Genomic DNA, 16,504 nt, shown 5'->3' with positions numbered 1-16,504 from the left:
TATTTATTAGAGATATTCACATTTTAATAAAAATTTTTCATGAATTGATTATTTTTGTAACCGTTTACGTGATATCTTATATATAACATAAATAATTTTATATTAGGGGGGAGATTACATGGTTCAGAGGCATCATCTTTTATTTAAACTGGCCTTTTTCTGGATTTTTATTTGTCTGCTGATGCCATTCTTACATCCAAGAACTATTTTAGCTGACTATTCAGCTGCTACGACCTTGACTGATACTGATAAAGAGGCTATTAAAAATGCTCCAGAAGGACTTTTGATCAGTAAATATTTTACTAAACAAGATAAGACAGATACCGACATAAACGATAAAACCTACCCTTATCGACATAATTTTGCCACAACTGACGAATCTGGAAAAGTATTAATTTTAGCAAGTGGCTCTAGACAAACTGATACTGAAGATGTAAAAGAGGATGTTATATTAGGATTCCAAAAAACCTTAGGCACCATTCAAAATACGAGTTCTTATGGTGCTATATGGTCGGATGAAACAGCTAGTAATTATATTGACATCTCTAAAGAACAGCAAATTACTGCTTGGCTGTACTTCGGTAAAAGTTCTAATGACGAAGAGACCAACGGACAAGGAACCGCTCTAGTCTTACAAAATGATCCTCTAAAAACTAAAGCAATTGGTGCTGGTCAAGAAGGCCTAGGTGTCTATGGTTATGATGATTCAACATATGAGACCATTTTGTTCAAGAAAAGTCCTAAATTATTAGAACCTGCTGATGTTGCTAAAACAGCAGTCCAGAATAGTGTAGCTATTGAATTTGATACTCAACAAAATAAATTAAGTTTGCATCAACCAACTGAATTATATACACCTAAGAGCGATAATCCTCATACTACCCTCAGCGGTTTTGATACAGTTGATACTAGAGTTACGCCACCTTCAGGATATCCATTAGGTGCCCAATCTGGTGGTAATGGTGGATTTGGCCACATTGCCGTGACTTATCCTGGAATGCCAGGAACTTATGCTCAATCTGAAGCTTTGGGTACAACAGCCATGACAGAAACTTGGGAACCATTTACAGCTGGATACACGCAAATGCATGTCAATCCGGCTTCAACAACTTTGATAAATGACGAAGATTTAGATGGCAACACACTTTACTGGCATCACATCACGATGACTTGGCATCCTTCGACCGATGGCGGTAAAACAGCTACAATTGACTACTCTTTCAATGATAAAAACATCGACAATGTCGTTAACACTAATTATAACGGCGTTATAAATCAAAACTTTTTTGTTAGAATCGATGGCTCAACTCAAGTAGACTTAAGCACCTTTGGCGATATTCAAGATAACAAATTGCTTTGGGGCTTCACTGGTGCTAACAGTTCTGCTAGTGATGTTGAAAGTAAATTAGTCAGTCTTGAATCAATTCCTGCTTTAGTAAATGCTGAAGCAAATAGTTATATTTACGACACTACGATTGATAAAAAAATCACTGATGACAAATCAGACCCTGTATATAACGATGATAAAACGGTGGAAGCTGGTGACGATTTAGCTCTCCACTACAATCTTAACTACATTAATGGACACCAAGATTGGGACGGCGTCACCGGTTCCATTACTTTACCAGATAATATGAAATACACGCCTGATGCTAATAATAACATCGGGACAATAACTTATGCTAATGGCGTAACGGAAAATATTCCTGTCTCTGAATTAAAATCGACCTCAGTCAAAGATGTTTCTGGAAAAACTGTCACTGAAAATATTGTCACCCATAAATTTACCCAAGCTTTGAATGATAGTAATCAAACAGCCGAAGTAATCATCAATGGTCAAGCTGTCAACGATACTGAAGAAAATATCGACGTTGATGCAAAACCTGCTAAATTCAGTTCTGAAGCCAATATTTCAACGACGAGTACACCTGAATTCACTATCAAATATAAAAAGGATTGGAACTTAACTCTATCCACTCCAAAAACTGACTATGATTTAATCTATAAAAAAGATAACCAAGATTTGAATTTTGATACGACTTTAACCTACGACAAGGACCACAAGTTTGAAAAATCTGATCCTATCAAATACACAATAACTATCGACGCAGCTAAATATACTAAGGATATTACAGTCGATTCACAGGACAGTTCTGCTTCATATATGCTCGACTTAAAGGATATCCTTGGCGATGATTTTTGGAGCATCTTTGATAAAGATAAAGATCAGCCAATCAATGTTACTGTCCAAGCAACTGATCAAGACCACATCAAATCTAACCCTCTGACCTTCTTAGTCACAGTTAAGCCTGATAAGACACTTGAGTTAAAAGCTTCTGAATCATTGAACTTTCAAGATATTAACTTATTCAACAATCAAAAAGTTTTAATGAGAAAAAATGACTTCGATTTAAACGTCATTAGTTACAATTCTGTTTGGAAGCTCTTTGGTCAAGCTGGCGATTTAATCAATGATAGCAATGAAAAATTTGATGGTAATGTGATTTACCGTAACGATACTAAAACGCAGAATGTTTCTCAAGAAAAAGCATTAATTGCTCATCAAGATTCCGCTAGTCTAACAAAAGATGTCGATGAAATTTCTGACGACTGGCAAAAAGATACCGGTATTTTGCTTGAACAAGACGGTTTAAACTCTGTCGGCAGTTACCACGGTGATTTAACTTGGACCTTAACTGATACGATTTAAAACCATAAATAAAGAATTTGAGACATAACTATTTTCTCCTAAACTTGCAACATAAACGCGAGAACATAGCTTGTGTGCTTAAAATAAATAGCTCCTGGTAATCAAAATACAATTACCAGGAGCTATTTTCAAAAGCTGACCATTTATGCCTGCTCTTCTTTTTTTATGCCATTCTGTGGTCAATATATTTAGATAATAACGACAAGGCGTAGCAAACGATGAAGTACATGATTGCCATTGCTACAAAGACTGGCACGATATAGTTTGGATCTTGTCCATAAACAACTTGACCGTGTTGCATCAATTCTGGCACCACGATAATCGTTGCCAAAGATGTATCCTTAATTAATGAAATAAACTGACTAACTAAAGCAGGAATCATTTTTTTATAAGCTTGTGGTAAAACGATGTGCCACATAGCTTGACCATATTTCATCCCCATTGACCGTGAGGCTTCCATTTGTCCAATATCGACTGCTTGAATCCCTGAACGGATAATCTCCGCAATCATCGTCGATTCAAAGACTGTCATTGCTAAAATTGCCGCCGGAATCGTATCCGGCTTGAACCCAAAGGCTGGCAATCCAAAATAAGTAAAGAAGATGATCAATAGTAGTGGCAAGTTACGAATAACATCGATTATGAAACCAACTATTTTGGAAAAATATGGAATCTTCGTATAACGGATTAATCCTAGGATAGATCCGAAAATGAAACTCAAGATTACTGAAATAACTGAAATCATTATCGTAACCCATAAGCCTTGGAGAAGAAATCTGATATTTATCCATGAATAAGCGTCTATCCAATTTTGCATAATTTACTCCTCCTAAGCTAATTTTCTTTCGAGATATTGCATATAGTAACTGATTGGCATTGTGATAACTAAGTAGAACAAACCAACAATGATATATGTATTGATCGTATCAAAAGTCTGTGAGGCAATCGCATTACCTTGGTACATCAAGTCAAATCCAGCCACGAAAGCTAGAACTGAGGAATTCTTAACCAAGTTAACGAACTGATTGCCAAGAGGTGGAATTACCAATTTGAAGGCTTGAGGCAAAACGATGTAACGCATACCTTGCCAAAAAGTCATTCCCTGAGAACGGGCAGCTTCCATTTGACCAACACTGACGGAGTTGATACCCGCCCGAACCGTTTCAGCGATAAAGGCTGAAGTATAAATTGTTAAACCAATCGTTCCAGCGGTGAAACCATTGATTTTAACCACATAAAGTGGAATTACCAAATAGAAGAACATCGTAATAACCAAAAGTGGAATATTACGAAAGACTTCCACATAAATATTTCCAATAACACGTAAGAATTTATTTGGCACTACTTCAAGGATGGCGAACAACGATCCAATAATCAAACTGAAGAACAACGCCAAAATACTGGATAGAAGCGTCCAACCAAAGCCACTAATAAATTCACTCCAATTGCTTGTTAGTAGATTGATCATTTGCGTAGCACCTCCTTGTAGTTAAATCCAGAAACATTTCCGAACCACCTCACAACTAACTTGTTGTAAGTTCCGTCTGCTTCTAGTTCATTGAGTGCCTTATTGATAGCCTTTCTGAAGTCATCTTGTCCTTTATTGACTCCAATACCGTAAGGTTCGACCGTAAAGGCTTTTCCCTGAAGTTTGTAACCGGGATTATTGACGGCCATACCAGCTAAAATAACATTATCTGTCGTCAAAGCATCTCCTTGACCTGATTTCAAAGCAGTCAACGCCTGAGCATAATCGGGTAATTGCAAAACGCTAGCTTTTGGAGCAAATTTTTTAACATTTTCAACTGAGTTGGAGCCGACAACACCGATGATTGTCTTATTATTTAAATCCTGAACTTTTTTAATTGATGAATTATCCTTGACCAAAATTGATTGTCCAGCGTCAAAGTATGACTTGGAAAAATCAATCGTCTTTTTTCGTTCCGGCGTTATGGTCATTGTAGCGATAATGGCATCGATATTACCATTCTTCAGCAACGGGATACGAGATTGTGATGTAACGGTTACGAATTTGGCAGTAGCATCCTTGCCGAGCATTTTCTTAGTGATAGCTTTGGCAAGATCAACTTCGAATCCTTTTTCCTTACCATCTTTTACATCGATCAGACCAATCAATTTCGTATCAGCCTTAACACCCCAAGTGATAGTCTTTGATTTTTGGTCGTTAGTTAAGACATTTTGCTTAGAGAGCGGCTTGGAACCACAGGCAGTCAATGTAAGAGCTAGGAGTAAAGAAGTGATAATCAATGCTAAATATTTTAATCGTTTCATATCGTTTACCCCCTTTTTAATGTTTGATAATCTTGCTCAAGAACTTTCTAGCACGATCATTTGTAGGATTTTTAAAGAAGACGCTTGTAGCATCATCTTCAAGAATCTGTCCGTCATCCATGAAAATAACTCGATTTGCTACTTCTTCGGCAAAGCCCATTTCGTGAGTAACGATCAAAGAAGTCATATCGCTTTGACTAGTAACGTATTTGATAACGCCCAAAACATCGTCAATCATTTCTGGGTCCAAAGCACTGGTAGGTTCGTCAAATAGCATGCAACGTGGTTTCATCGCTAACGATCTAGCAATTGCCACACGCTGTTCTTGCCCACCGGAAATCTGCGATGGCATATTGTGAGCTTTGTCAGCTAATCCAACTTGATCAAGCAGTGCCATTGCCCTTTTTTTATTCTCTTCTTCACTTAGCTTCAAAACGATTCTGGGAGCTAACATAACATTTTCTAAAACATCTTTATTTGCGTAAAGGTTAAAGTGCTGGAACACCATCCCGACATCTCGTCTAATTCGATTGATATCAGTCGATTTTTCAGCGATATCACGTCCGTTGACAATCAACTGGCCCTCTTGAATGGTTTCCAAGCCATTGACTGTTCTAGCCAGAGTACTCTTACCAGAACCAGAAGGTCCGATTAAAACGACAGTTTCTCCTTTGTCAATCTCCAGATTAATATCTTTTAGAGCATGAAAATTTCCGTAATATTTTTGTACGTCGCGAAATTCAATCATTGACATAGTTATTTCTCCTTCCAATCCATAATAATTTTCCTAAAAAGTTTTATTAAAGAAATTCTAATGTCTTTGTAAGAATTTAGCAACAAAAAAATATTTTTGCAAGTGAAGAAATTGTCAAATCGTCTAACGTATATGGCTCAAGAACGCTATAATTCCAGGCTTATATTGCTTATAAATAAAAAATAAAAAATATTTTAATTTTTATCCCGAAACTTAAAATTTTGGACAAAAAAATAGTATTTATTAACAATCACTTAATCAATAAGCAAATGAATAAATACTATTTTTAATTAACATTCTTTTGATATTCAAATTTTGAATATCTAGTGAGATTTGTTGAGGATCTCGAAAATTAATTATTAATGGGGGGAAGGCTCCTCTTTTTGAGGAGCTGCGCTCAAAAGGTAGTTAGTTACCCGTTGACCGCAGTTCCCCCAAAAGGGAACTAGCTTTTATTTGAGAACAATCTTCTTATAAAGGTATCTTGTTAAGAAATAATAGCCTAGATACAAGACAAGAAAGATAGCAAATGGTATTTCAATATTGGCATATGGTTTGTACAATATTCCGACGAATAACTGTAGACCAAACAATACATGAACAATACCTAGAACAGCTGGAACTGAGAATAAGACGGCAATTTCTTTATTGATGGTTTTACGTAAGACTTTTTGTCTAGCACCAATTTTTGAAAGCATCTTATAACGCTTAACGTCACCGTTAGCTCCTGAAAGAATTTTAAACATCAAGCAGCTGGCTAACATGGCTAGAAAGGCAATTCCAAGGAAGAATCCCATGAATTCCAGGCCTGATAAGAAGCCATTGATTATCGTATAAGAAGTATATTTGTCGCTTGAAGTGGTTTTTAAACTTGGATAGCGATTATTTTCAGCTTTTGAAATAGCCTTGATTTCAGGTAAATTTTTCTTAAAGGAATCAGTTTTAACTAAGACACTCGTGATTTCTTTTGAATTAATAGCTTGATAAGTTTTATCGTTAACAAATTCAGCTTCCATCATTCGTTCTTTGGGCAAACGTGTTCCCATCAATTCATATTGGGCAGTACTATTCTTAGCTGGATCCTTGGTACTATTCAATTTAAATTGCATTGTTTTGGTATTCATTTTGGCGTAACCGACGGGTTGATTTTTAAATTCGCTTGCTTGATAGTAAACTTTTTTACCATCAGTTTTGTAATTATAAGTGACTTTTTTATCGACAGTTAATTTTTTCAAACGCTTTTGTTGAGCAGCATTAGGATTGGTTACTTGAACGTCATAATAATTTTGTCCATTGACGAGATTATCGATTTGGCTATTAAAACCTAAACCTACCGTAATAGCACCTAAAGCTAAAGCAAACATCATCGATACCATCGAGAGAATCTTAGTGTAATCAGTGATTCTAAAACTCAATTGAGAAAGCGTGAAATTATTCAAACCTTTTTGAGAAAATTTCGTATTTTTCTTTAGTAAAGCAATGATAGTCGTAACGACTGAATTGATCGTGAAATAAGTTCCACCAACAATCGTTACTAGTGCTACCGGAATGCCCATAAAAATAGCACTGGGATTATTACCGGTATAATACATTGTGAAATAGCCAATAATTAACATAACTAATCCAAACAAAGCTTGAATAGCTTTTAAAACGCCGTTACGTTTAATCTTAACTGGTTGACTGTCACGATTTAACAACGTTAAAACCTTGCTGCGACGTAATGATACCGAATTTTTAATCGCTGAAAGCAAGAAAATAACGATAAAGAATACAAAAGTCCAAAGTAATGCTGGTAAATAAAAACTATTAAAGTGTTTGACTTGCATATCTAAAGCTTTGATAATCCATCGACTAACGAAACTAGTTGCAATTATTCCGATAATACTTCCAATGATGGTCGACATTGCTCCGATAGCAAAAGTTTCAACGAAAATCATTTTGGAAATCTTGCTGCTTTTAGCACCAAGCATCATGAACATCCCATATTCTTTTTGACGCATGCTCAACAGGAATGTATTAGCGTAATTGATATAAACAATCGTAATAATTGCTAACAAAACGATTCCGAAAGCAAAAATAAAACTAGTTGCTGCTGCCGGCGAATTAGAACTTAAAAATGACTGATTAGTTGCTAACGACATGAACATATAAAAAATTGCTGAGGCAATCATCAACCCTGAAAATAAGACGCTGTAATCACGGATGCGATGCCTAATGCCACTTAAGGCTAACTTATTTAACATATTATCTTCCCTTTCCCCCTCTTATTCCGTAAATGTTCCTAATGAATCAAGGATTTCTTGATAGTATTCAGCTCGTGAATTATCTTCTTTTTTCAATTCTTGACCGATTTCACCATCTTTAATGAAAAGGATGCGGTCACAAAAACTTGCCGAGAAAGGATCATGGGTTACTAATAGAATCGAAACGTTGTCTTCACGATTGATTTTAGTCATCGTATCCATCAAAGCTCTAGCACTCTTGGAATCAAGCGCACCCGTTGGTTCATCTCCAAAAACGATGGCTGGTTGATGTACTAAAGCACGAGCAGCTGCCACACGTTGTTTTTGACCACCAGAAAGTTCCGTTGGATAGTGGTTCAAAATCTCCGTTAAGCCTAGTTTTTCAGCGATACTCTCCACGTTTGGTTTAATATCTTTAGTTGGCTTATTTTGCAAAGCCAATGGCAAAGCGATATTTTCGTAAGCTGTTAAATTCTCCAACAAATTGAAATCCTGGAAAATAAATCCAATTTCATTTGCACGAAAATCTGCCATTTTATTGTTATTCAATTTAGTGATATCTTGACCGGCAATTTCAACTTTTCCGCTTGTCGGTGTATCAAGAGTTGAGAGAATGTTCAAAAGGGTTGTCTTACCAGAACCTGAAGCGCCCATAATTCCTACGAATTCGCCGGACTTAACTTCAAAGTTAACGTCAGATAAGGCTTTAAATTGTTTCTCCCCGGCCTTACCATAAATTTTTTCAATATTTTCTACTTCAACGATTTTTTGCATTTATTCTTCCTCCATTTGATATATCAATCATAACGGGTGAGACTCCTTGAAGTCGTTGGATTTACCTTACATTTCCTTACAATTTTGTAAGTCATTGTCATTTATAGTGATATAGTATTTTAGAGGCTTTTTTACACAAAAGTTTCCGAACAATTATTTATAAAGGGGTGTATTTTCGATGGGGAAAAAAATGCCAGAACTTGACTCGAAAAAGTCATATATCAGCTGGCCCGTCGTGGCTTTAATGGACTTTGTTACCGTAATTGGTTTCGATGACATTGTCTATAATTTTCATAACCAAGGTTTAGGAATCGTTTTCACTTGGGTACTAATGTTGTTTTTATTCGTTGTACCTTACGAAATGATGGTCGGACATCTTGGTTCAACGTTTGACGAAGAAGGCGGTGGCGTAACTTCTTGGGTTCGTGCTACTGGGGGAAACCTTTGGGGTTACATTTGTGCTTGGACTGTTTGGGTCTCAAGTTTGCCTTATATCGTCGATGTCGCTAATTCAACTTTGATTTCATTTGGTTGGCTGATTAATGGCGACAGTTCCATGTCAGACAAAATGAGCAATTCGATGTTTGCTTTACTGACAGCTGTAATCTTTACGCTATTCATTTTTATTCAACATTACTTGAAAAATTCACTACAGATTTTAAGTATCATCGGTGGTGGTGCTATGTTCATTGTTTCCATTTTGTATGTCATCATGACGATTGCTTACTTGGGACAAGGAAACATGCCACATACGCAACCATTTACTTTCAAATCCTTCATTCCTAAATTTGATATGCACTATCTATCAACCTTTGGACTAGTAATTTTTGCGATGAATGGTTCAGAATTTGCTGCTCCATACGTTACTGAAATGAAAAATGGTAAACGTGACTTTCCAAAAGCTATGTGGATGCTCGCTATCATGACTGGATTCTTAACTGTTCTAGGATCATTTGCCTTGGGAGTCTTTTTCAATGCTCACCATTTGCCAAATGATTTGAAGATGAACGGTTCTTACTATGCTTTCCAATACATGGGTCAAGAATTTGGCATGGGTCAATTCTTCCTTTACTTATTTGCCCTAACGCAAGCACTTTATATGATGGCTCAACTTGCAGTCTTACTGGATGCCGGAACCAGAATGTTCCTCTCTGATACGGCTAGAGAATATTTGCCTAAGGGTCTAACTAAGACTGATAAACGTGGACTACCAATCAATGGTTACTGGCTAACGACAGCTATCTGTACGATTATCATGGTTTTAAGTACTACTTTGCCGAATATGAATTCTATTTTCAATCAACTCTTGAACCTTAACGGAATCGTCTCGCCATATACGACTTGTTTCCTATTTAGTTCCTTTATTTTAGTTAGATTGCATGAAGACAGATTCCAATCAGACTTTGTTTACATCAAGAACAAGTATCTAGCCATCCTTGTTGGTATCTGGTGCTTTGCAATTACTTTTGGGGCCGCAACTTTAGGAATCTTCCCAACTGATGAAACACCTGGAACTAAAGCCTGGACCCACGTGTTAAGCCTAAATATCATTGAACCATTAATTATGATTGCCATCGGAATTATTTTGCCATTGATTGCTAAATACCAGAGGTCAAAATCCGCCAATCAAAGCTAATTTGATGTAAACTAGCAGAAAGTACCCAAGGAGTGATTTAAATTGAAAGAAAAAATTGCAGTCCTTTCTGATATCCACGGCAATGTCACTGCCCTAAAGGCGGTTTTAGCAGATGCGCAAAAAAATAACGCCCAAGAAATTTGGTCGCTAGGTGATACTACAATTGGTGGTTCTTCGACTGAAGAATGCTTCCAATTATTAAGTGAAGTCAACACGACCCAATATCTTATGGGAAACTGGGAAACAGCCTTTCTCTCAGTTATTGCTACGCAAAGCGTTGACCTGGATAATCCTAGTCAAGTCTACTTTGCTAACTTAGTACAATACGATTTGGAACATTTAACACCAGGTCGAATTGATCAAATTAAGAATCTTCCTTTGACCGGTCAAAAGACTATCCAAAATGTCAACTTCTCATTGACGCACAATTTACCAACGTCTAATAAAGGACATGAATTATTCGCTTATAAAAAACAAGCTAACTTTGATCAATTAGATGTCGGCAATGAAATGGATGTTGCTATTTATGCTCACACGCACACGCCATTGTGGCGTTACACGACTTCGGGACAGATGATTTTGAATCCCGGTTCAGTTGGTCAACCTTGGTACAGTCGGCCTAGTTTGATGAAAGACCGTGATGCTAGTTACATGTTATTGACCTTAGAAAATGGCAAAGTTGACGATGTCGACTTTCGTAGAATTCCTTTTGACATTCAAGCCGAATTAAATCACGCCAATGAATTAGGTTTTCCTTACCCATCGCTTTATCAAAAGCTACTAACAACTGGTCATGCTTCAACTCACGACAAAGACATATTGGAAAAAATCAATTCAGAGAACAATTATCGTCAAAAAGCTAAGGACTTCTTGATTGACTTAGCTAAGAAATAAACGTTAATGTTAAAAAAATATCAAAAAGTTGAGGAGAAAAGCCTATGATTGATGAAATTTTAAAAGATATCGAAAAATATAAGACCATCATCATTCTCAGACATCAAAATCCCGACCCTGATGCTGTCGGTTCACAAACTGGTTTGGCCACGATTTTAAGAGATGCATATCCTCAAAAAAATATCTATATAACTGGAATTGATTTACCCGTCCTCGATTGGATCGGTAAAATGCAGACGATTCCCAGCCAAGCTTATCAAGATGCACTCGTTATCACCGTAGACACTGCCAACGTGCCCCGAATCGACAACAATGGCGATTATAAAAAAGCTGCTAAATTGATTAAAATTGACCATCATCCCAATGTTGATCCTTTTGGTGATTTGAATTGGGTCGATGAAGACTATTCTAGTTGTGCTGAAATGATTTACACTCTAGCTGATAAATTAGCACCGCTAAAAATCTCGAAACAAAGTGCTTATAGTCTCTATTCTGGTGTCATCGGCGATACGAATCGTTTCTTATACGCTGAAACGACTTATCGAACCTTGATGATTGCCGCCCAATTAGCAAAAACTGGCATCGATATTTCCGACATCAGCTTGCATGAAGACGAAATGTCTCTTCAAGTGGCTCGACTAGAAGCCTATATCCTAAATAACCTCAAGATTACTCCTTCTGGTTTTGGATATATCGTGATTCGAAAAGATACCTTGGAAGATTTCCACTTAGATGCTGGCGAATTAGATCACGTCGTGCCTTTGATTGGACGCATTACTAAAGTCCACAACTGGATTGTTGTAAGTGAAGAAGACACCAATCGTTTTCGAGTTAATTTGCGTTCCAAGACCGTTTCAATCAACGGAGTTGCTGAAAAATTTGGCGGTGGCGGCCATCCTTTAGCCTCCGGTGCTTATGTTGGTAGCATGGAACAAGTCAAAGCTTTGATTAAAGATATGGATGCTTTAAACAAAGAAAAAGAAAATTCACATTAAAAAATAGGTGATTTCAAGAAATGTTTTCTTAGAAATCACCTATTTTTTGTATTATTTAAATGTTTTGTTCAACCTTTTGGTTGTAGTAAACGACATGTGGCTCAAACTTATCGCCCTCGAGATGAATCTTAGTTAAAGACAAATTATTAGGTTCAATTTGACTCAACATATCATGAGCATAAGTATCGACTAAAGCGGTCAGGATTGCGCTGTGCGTGACGACTATGACGGGCTTTTTTTCTGCTTGATCGATTTTTTCAATTCCTTTAGCAAAACGTGCCCAAAACTCGCTGCTAGTTTCAGCCAAATTGGCTGGATCTAATTTAGCAATTTTATCTTGAATTTCATTAGCAGACAATTCCTTAAAAGTTTCTTCAACTGACTTACCGATAATTTTTTGATAAGTTTCTTTTTTGGACTGGCCTTCAAAACTGCCATAGAATTGTTCACGCAATTCAGGCATCGTGACCATTTTAAAAGTTTTCCCGCCGGCTGCTTTGGCGCCATTATTCAATTCCGTAACAGTCTGGACGGACCGGTTCATATCGCTGCAATAAATCGTATCTGAGAGTTCTCCTAAATTTTTCAAGGTTCTTCCCATGCGATAGGCCTCTTCATGACCCGCTTTGGTTAATGGAGTATCCGACCATCCCTGCATTTTCCTGAGATGATTAAAATATGTTTCTCCATGACGGATGAAGTAAATATTCATAGCTATCAACTCCCATTGAATCTGTCTATATAAGTAAAATTGTAGGCTTGTCCAACTTAAAAGACAATTGTTAGGTTTTTAGAAAACAAGACCTAAATTATTGCTGGAAAACAAAATAAGTAATATTATAATTCCAGAGAGAGTCGGTGATGACGTTCACCGCAAAAATTCAATTTGAATTTGACGACGTCTACCTTTATTTGAGGCAGGCGTCTTTTTTTATCCCAAAATTTGGAGGTATGGCTTTATGTTTAACAGCTTATTATTTACGAATACCAATAAACCAGCGGAATTATTACCCAATGATGATCCCATTTTTCAAGATTTGAACCTCGATGACCTCTTTTTACAAGTTAACCAACTGACTGGCTTCGATATTTCTGAATTTAATCATCAACCATTAATCGATGACGAAGAAATCCGTTACCGTCAGGAAACTTTTAAAGACTTTCAAAATGAAGATATCTATCACGATTTTGAAGACTTCACGAAACAAATGCTTTATTCCATGAAAGAACACGAAGAAATTCACAAACTATATCCTCAAGCTTATCGCGAGCATAAATTAGTCAACATTTTAGATGACGAATTAAATGCGATTCATTCTTTAATTCTTAACTTACAAGACCTATCGCTTGATTCCAAAGGCCTGGTTAAATTTATCGACTACCTAGAAGAATATGAAAATTCCGAAAAAATCTTGGCAATCAAAAAAGATATCAAAAACATCAATCATGATTTCAACGATATTTATTATCGGTTGTATCTCAATGGCCGCAATGTAACTGTTGAAGCTTCTCCCGAACCCAAAGAAAGCATGGATAGTCGTTTTGAAGAGATTTTTACTCCAATCTTCAATCATCAAAAGGACCTCACCAAACCAGTGAAGATGGACGACATTTATGGCTCTTACAATATGAACAACCTGCAAGTCTCAATCATCACCGAGTTAGTCAAGTTGTATCCTGACCAATTTGCAGAAATGAACCAATTCTATCAAAAATATGCTACTTATCATGATGAATTGATTGAAAAAATCGTTAAAGAGCTGACCTTCTTTTTAGCTTGGCAAAAAGCTGAACTAACGGTTGAAAAAATTGGCCATCTCGCTTTCACGCTTCCTATACTAGTTAAATCTGGCAGCAAACGTATCGATAACAGTTTTGACTTTGGTTTAGCGCTCAAGCAATTCACTTCCACGCAAACAATTGTTACTAATCAAGTAGAAATCAATCCGAAAAAACCTTTCTTAGTCATTTCTGGTCCCAATCAAGGGGGTAAAACTACTTACGCCCGCATGGTCGGACAAATTTTTTACCTAGCTAGATTAGGCATTGCGATTGCTGGAACCTCGGCCAAAATCAGAACTCGCCAGTCAATCTTCACCCATTTCGATCGCCAAGAATCCAGCAACAAACTCAGCGGTCTTTTGGAAACTGACGTTGAGCGAATCCACCAGATCATTCAAAAAGTCGACCAGAATAGTTTCGTTATCCTCAATGAATTGTTCTCCTCTACTTCTGAAGAAGATGCAACAAAACTTGGTACCAGAGTTGTTAAAGAACTTGATAAACGACATGCTAGCGGGATTTATGTTACTTTTTTGGAATCTTTAGGAACCTTGCCACAAGTTCAACCCCTGATGAGCCAAGTAACAGCTGACGCCAAAAGAACTTTTAAAGTCATTCCTGAGGAACTGAATGGCAAAGCTTACACCGATATTTTGTTGAATAAATATCACCTGAGCCAAGATAATATCGAAGGGAAGCTATCACAATGAAAACTACATTGATTTCACCTGACGACTTAGATTTGTCGGAATTCAAATTAACTGATCTACAAGAGAATGTCGTTGAAGACTTAGAATTGCAGCCAATTTTAGAAACTATGTCTGACCATGATAAATTTCTGAAACAAACAATCTTAAAAATTTGGTTCACGCCCTTAAAAACGGAATCAGATATCGTTTATCGCCAGGCTGCTGTCCAAGATGCTGTAAATCATCCTCAAGAAATTCACGACTTGTACCAATTAATCCTTGAGACTATCAAAACCGTCCGGAGTGAATTTTGGACTTTAGATTCCGGTTCTGCTTCTTATAAATTGCACAGCTTCGCCCGCCAAATCGACATTTACTTGAATTATCTCGATGAGGTCAAAGCCTTCAATGATACCGATTGGGAATCAGACAATTTCATTAATTTTTTCAAACGTTTGGATAAAGTCTTTTCTAAACAATCATTGGCTCAAATGCACGAATTGATTGATATCATCGTCACTAATAATACTTATAGCTTCCCAGTCAAATTGAATAAAAACTTTGGCAGCGATGTCTCTGATTTAGATTTTACTAAGAAGACCGGCAAATTCAGTGGCATGATGGATTCTGTCAAAACACATTTTGAAAAAAGAGAGGCCAAATTCGTTATTGCTGAGCGTGACGATGACAGCAGCAACGCCCTTGGCCATTACGACAATATCGCAGATTTCAATTTAGCTACTAAAGTCGTTAATACAAAATACGAATTAGAAAAGTTTTTTAACGAATTAAAATTTCAAGTTGGCTTTTTAATTGGAACCGTACGTTTGCAAAGATCCCTTTCAAAAATCAACCTCACCTACCCAAAGGTTGCCGCAAATACACGAGTAACTGGCTTGAAGAATGTCGTTTTACTCGTCAGTGCCGATGATGATACTAAAGTGGTCGGTAATGATTTGTCGGGCAACGATTTAAAACTTGTTATTATTTCGGGAACTAATCAAGGTGGCAAAACAACTACTTTAAGAAGCTTGGGACAAGCTCAATTGATGATGGATTCGGGAATGTATGTCTTTGCCGATAGTTTTCAAGCTCCTTTATTCGATGAAATCTTTACCCACTTCAAACGTGAAGAAGATACTGGCTTAACTAGTGGCAAGTTAGACAATGAACTCTTGCGAATGTCTAACATTGTCCAAGCTATTCACGACAAAACTTTGATTCTGATGAATGAATCATTTTCTTCAACTAATGAACATGAAGGATCACAAATCAACGCTCAAGTAGTTTCCGGTTTGGTAAACAGTGGCGTGACAGTTATTTCAGTCACTCATCAATTTGAATTTTCCAAGATGCTGCAATTGAATTCTGACATCGAACCGATATTCTTACGGCCAGAACGTGACGAAAATGGTCATCGAAATTTCAAATTATTAAAAGGGTCACCATTGAAAACCAGCTTTGGCGTTGACATTTACGACCGTGTCTTTGGTACTAAGTAAATCTAAAAGAGCTACTGTATTAGTAGCTTTTTTTGCTTTCAAAAACAACTAAGATTTCTAAATAACGGTATAATTTCGATGAATAATTTTAGAAATCATTAATTTGGGCGAATTTTATAATCAAGTTAGCCACTTTCAATAAAATTCCAAAATAAAAACACCAAGACGAAAAAATCAGGTATCATTGGAGTTCTCCACAAACAATGAAAGAGGTTTTTCGTCTTGATGCAAGA

General features: G+C 36.7%; 13 protein-coding genes and 1 riboswitch. Of the genes, 6 read left to right on the top strand and 7 right to left on the bottom strand.

Annotation, left to right across the window (positions count from 1 at the left end; translation table 11 throughout):
* Positions 1-118 precede the first annotated feature (118 nt).
* On the top strand, positions 119-2,710 hold the full coding sequence (locus tag FHL05_RS06890) for a hypothetical protein (RefSeq protein WP_153384669.1): 2,592 nt from the start codon (positions 119-121) through the stop codon (positions 2,708-2,710).
* Positions 2,711-2,873: 163 nt separating this feature from the next.
* On the opposite strand, the gene FHL05_RS06885 is transcribed toward FHL05_RS06890, so the two are convergent.
* The 6 genes from FHL05_RS06885 to FHL05_RS06860 all read right to left on the bottom strand — a co-directional run bounded on the left by FHL05_RS06885 (position 2,874) and on the right by FHL05_RS06860 (position 8,773).
* Positions 2,874-3,527 (bottom strand): amino acid ABC transporter permease, encoded by a 654-nt coding sequence (locus tag FHL05_RS06885; protein ID WP_153384668.1) that lies wholly within the window; start codon positions 3,525-3,527, stop codon positions 2,874-2,876.
* A 12-nt stretch (positions 3,528-3,539) separates the two neighbouring features.
* Complete coding sequence (locus FHL05_RS06880) at positions 3,540-4,178, bottom strand: amino acid ABC transporter permease (RefSeq protein WP_153384667.1); 639 nt, start codon at positions 4,176-4,178, stop codon at positions 3,540-3,542.
* Positions 4,175-5,002, bottom strand: a complete 828-nt coding sequence (locus tag FHL05_RS06875) for a glutamate ABC transporter substrate-binding protein (RefSeq protein ID WP_153384666.1) — start codon at positions 5,000-5,002, stop codon at positions 4,175-4,177. Before FHL05_RS06875 ends, FHL05_RS06880 begins: the two co-directional genes overlap by 4 nt.
* A gap of 16 nt (positions 5,003-5,018) precedes the next feature.
* Complete coding sequence (locus FHL05_RS06870; RefSeq protein ID WP_153522332.1) at positions 5,019-5,756, bottom strand: amino acid ABC transporter ATP-binding protein; 738 nt, start codon at positions 5,754-5,756, stop codon at positions 5,019-5,021.
* A gap of 452 nt (positions 5,757-6,208) precedes the next feature.
* Positions 6,209-7,999: an FtsX-like permease family protein gene (locus tag FHL05_RS06865; RefSeq protein ID WP_153522331.1), complete on the bottom strand. Its 1,791-nt coding sequence runs from the start codon at positions 7,997-7,999 to the stop codon at positions 6,209-6,211.
* A 21-nt stretch (positions 8,000-8,020) separates the two neighbouring features.
* The gene (locus FHL05_RS06860; RefSeq protein ID WP_153522330.1) at positions 8,021-8,773 is read right to left on the bottom strand and encodes an ABC transporter ATP-binding protein; all 753 of its coding nucleotides are present in this window, start codon (positions 8,771-8,773) and stop codon (positions 8,021-8,023) included.
* A 190-nt stretch (positions 8,774-8,963) separates the two neighbouring features.
* Here FHL05_RS06860 and FHL05_RS06855 point away from each other — a divergent pair, with 190 nt between their 5' ends.
* Genes FHL05_RS06855 through FHL05_RS06845 form a run of 3 tightly spaced genes read left to right on the top strand, consistent with a single transcriptional unit; the run spans position 8,964 to position 12,298 of the window.
* The gene (locus FHL05_RS06855; protein ID WP_162000242.1) at positions 8,964-10,409 is read left to right on the top strand and encodes an APC family permease; all 1,446 of its coding nucleotides are present in this window, start codon (positions 8,964-8,966) and stop codon (positions 10,407-10,409) included.
* 42 nt (positions 10,410-10,451) lie between these two features.
* On the top strand, positions 10,452-11,303 hold the full coding sequence (locus tag FHL05_RS06850; protein ID WP_153384661.1) for a metallophosphoesterase family protein: 852 nt from the start codon (positions 10,452-10,454) through the stop codon (positions 11,301-11,303).
* A gap of 44 nt (positions 11,304-11,347) precedes the next feature.
* Complete coding sequence (locus tag FHL05_RS06845) at positions 11,348-12,298, top strand: DHH family phosphoesterase (RefSeq protein WP_153384660.1); 951 nt, start codon at positions 11,348-11,350, stop codon at positions 12,296-12,298.
* A gap of 55 nt (positions 12,299-12,353) precedes the next feature.
* Here FHL05_RS06845 and FHL05_RS06840 read toward each other — a convergent pair whose 3' ends face one another.
* Positions 12,354-13,010 carry a histidine phosphatase family protein gene (locus FHL05_RS06840; protein WP_153384659.1) on the bottom strand — a complete coding sequence of 219 codons (657 nt, stop codon included), beginning with the start codon at positions 13,008-13,010 and terminating at the stop codon, positions 12,354-12,356.
* Positions 13,011-13,146: 136 nt separating this feature from the next.
* Positions 13,147-13,210, top strand: a riboswitch (Fluoride riboswitch).
* A gap of 47 nt (positions 13,211-13,257) precedes the next feature.
* Between FHL05_RS06840 and FHL05_RS06835 the strand changes: the two genes are divergently transcribed.
* The gene (locus FHL05_RS06835; protein ID WP_153384658.1) at positions 13,258-14,790 is read left to right on the top strand and encodes a MutS-related protein; all 1,533 of its coding nucleotides are present in this window, start codon (positions 13,258-13,260) and stop codon (positions 14,788-14,790) included.
* Positions 14,787-16,271 (top strand): MutS-related protein, encoded by a 1,485-nt coding sequence (locus FHL05_RS06830; RefSeq protein ID WP_153384657.1) that lies wholly within the window; start codon positions 14,787-14,789, stop codon positions 16,269-16,271. Before FHL05_RS06835 ends, FHL05_RS06830 begins: the two co-directional genes overlap by 4 nt.
* The last annotated feature ends 233 nt before the right edge of the window (positions 16,272-16,504 follow it).

Origin of the sequence: Companilactobacillus halodurans (assembly GCF_009600995.1) — a bacterium.
Classification (GTDB): Bacteria; Bacillota; Bacilli; order Lactobacillales; family Lactobacillaceae; genus Companilactobacillus; species Companilactobacillus halodurans.
Note: the sequence above shows the minus strand (reverse complement) of the source record. Positions and strands in the feature narration are given on the sequence as shown.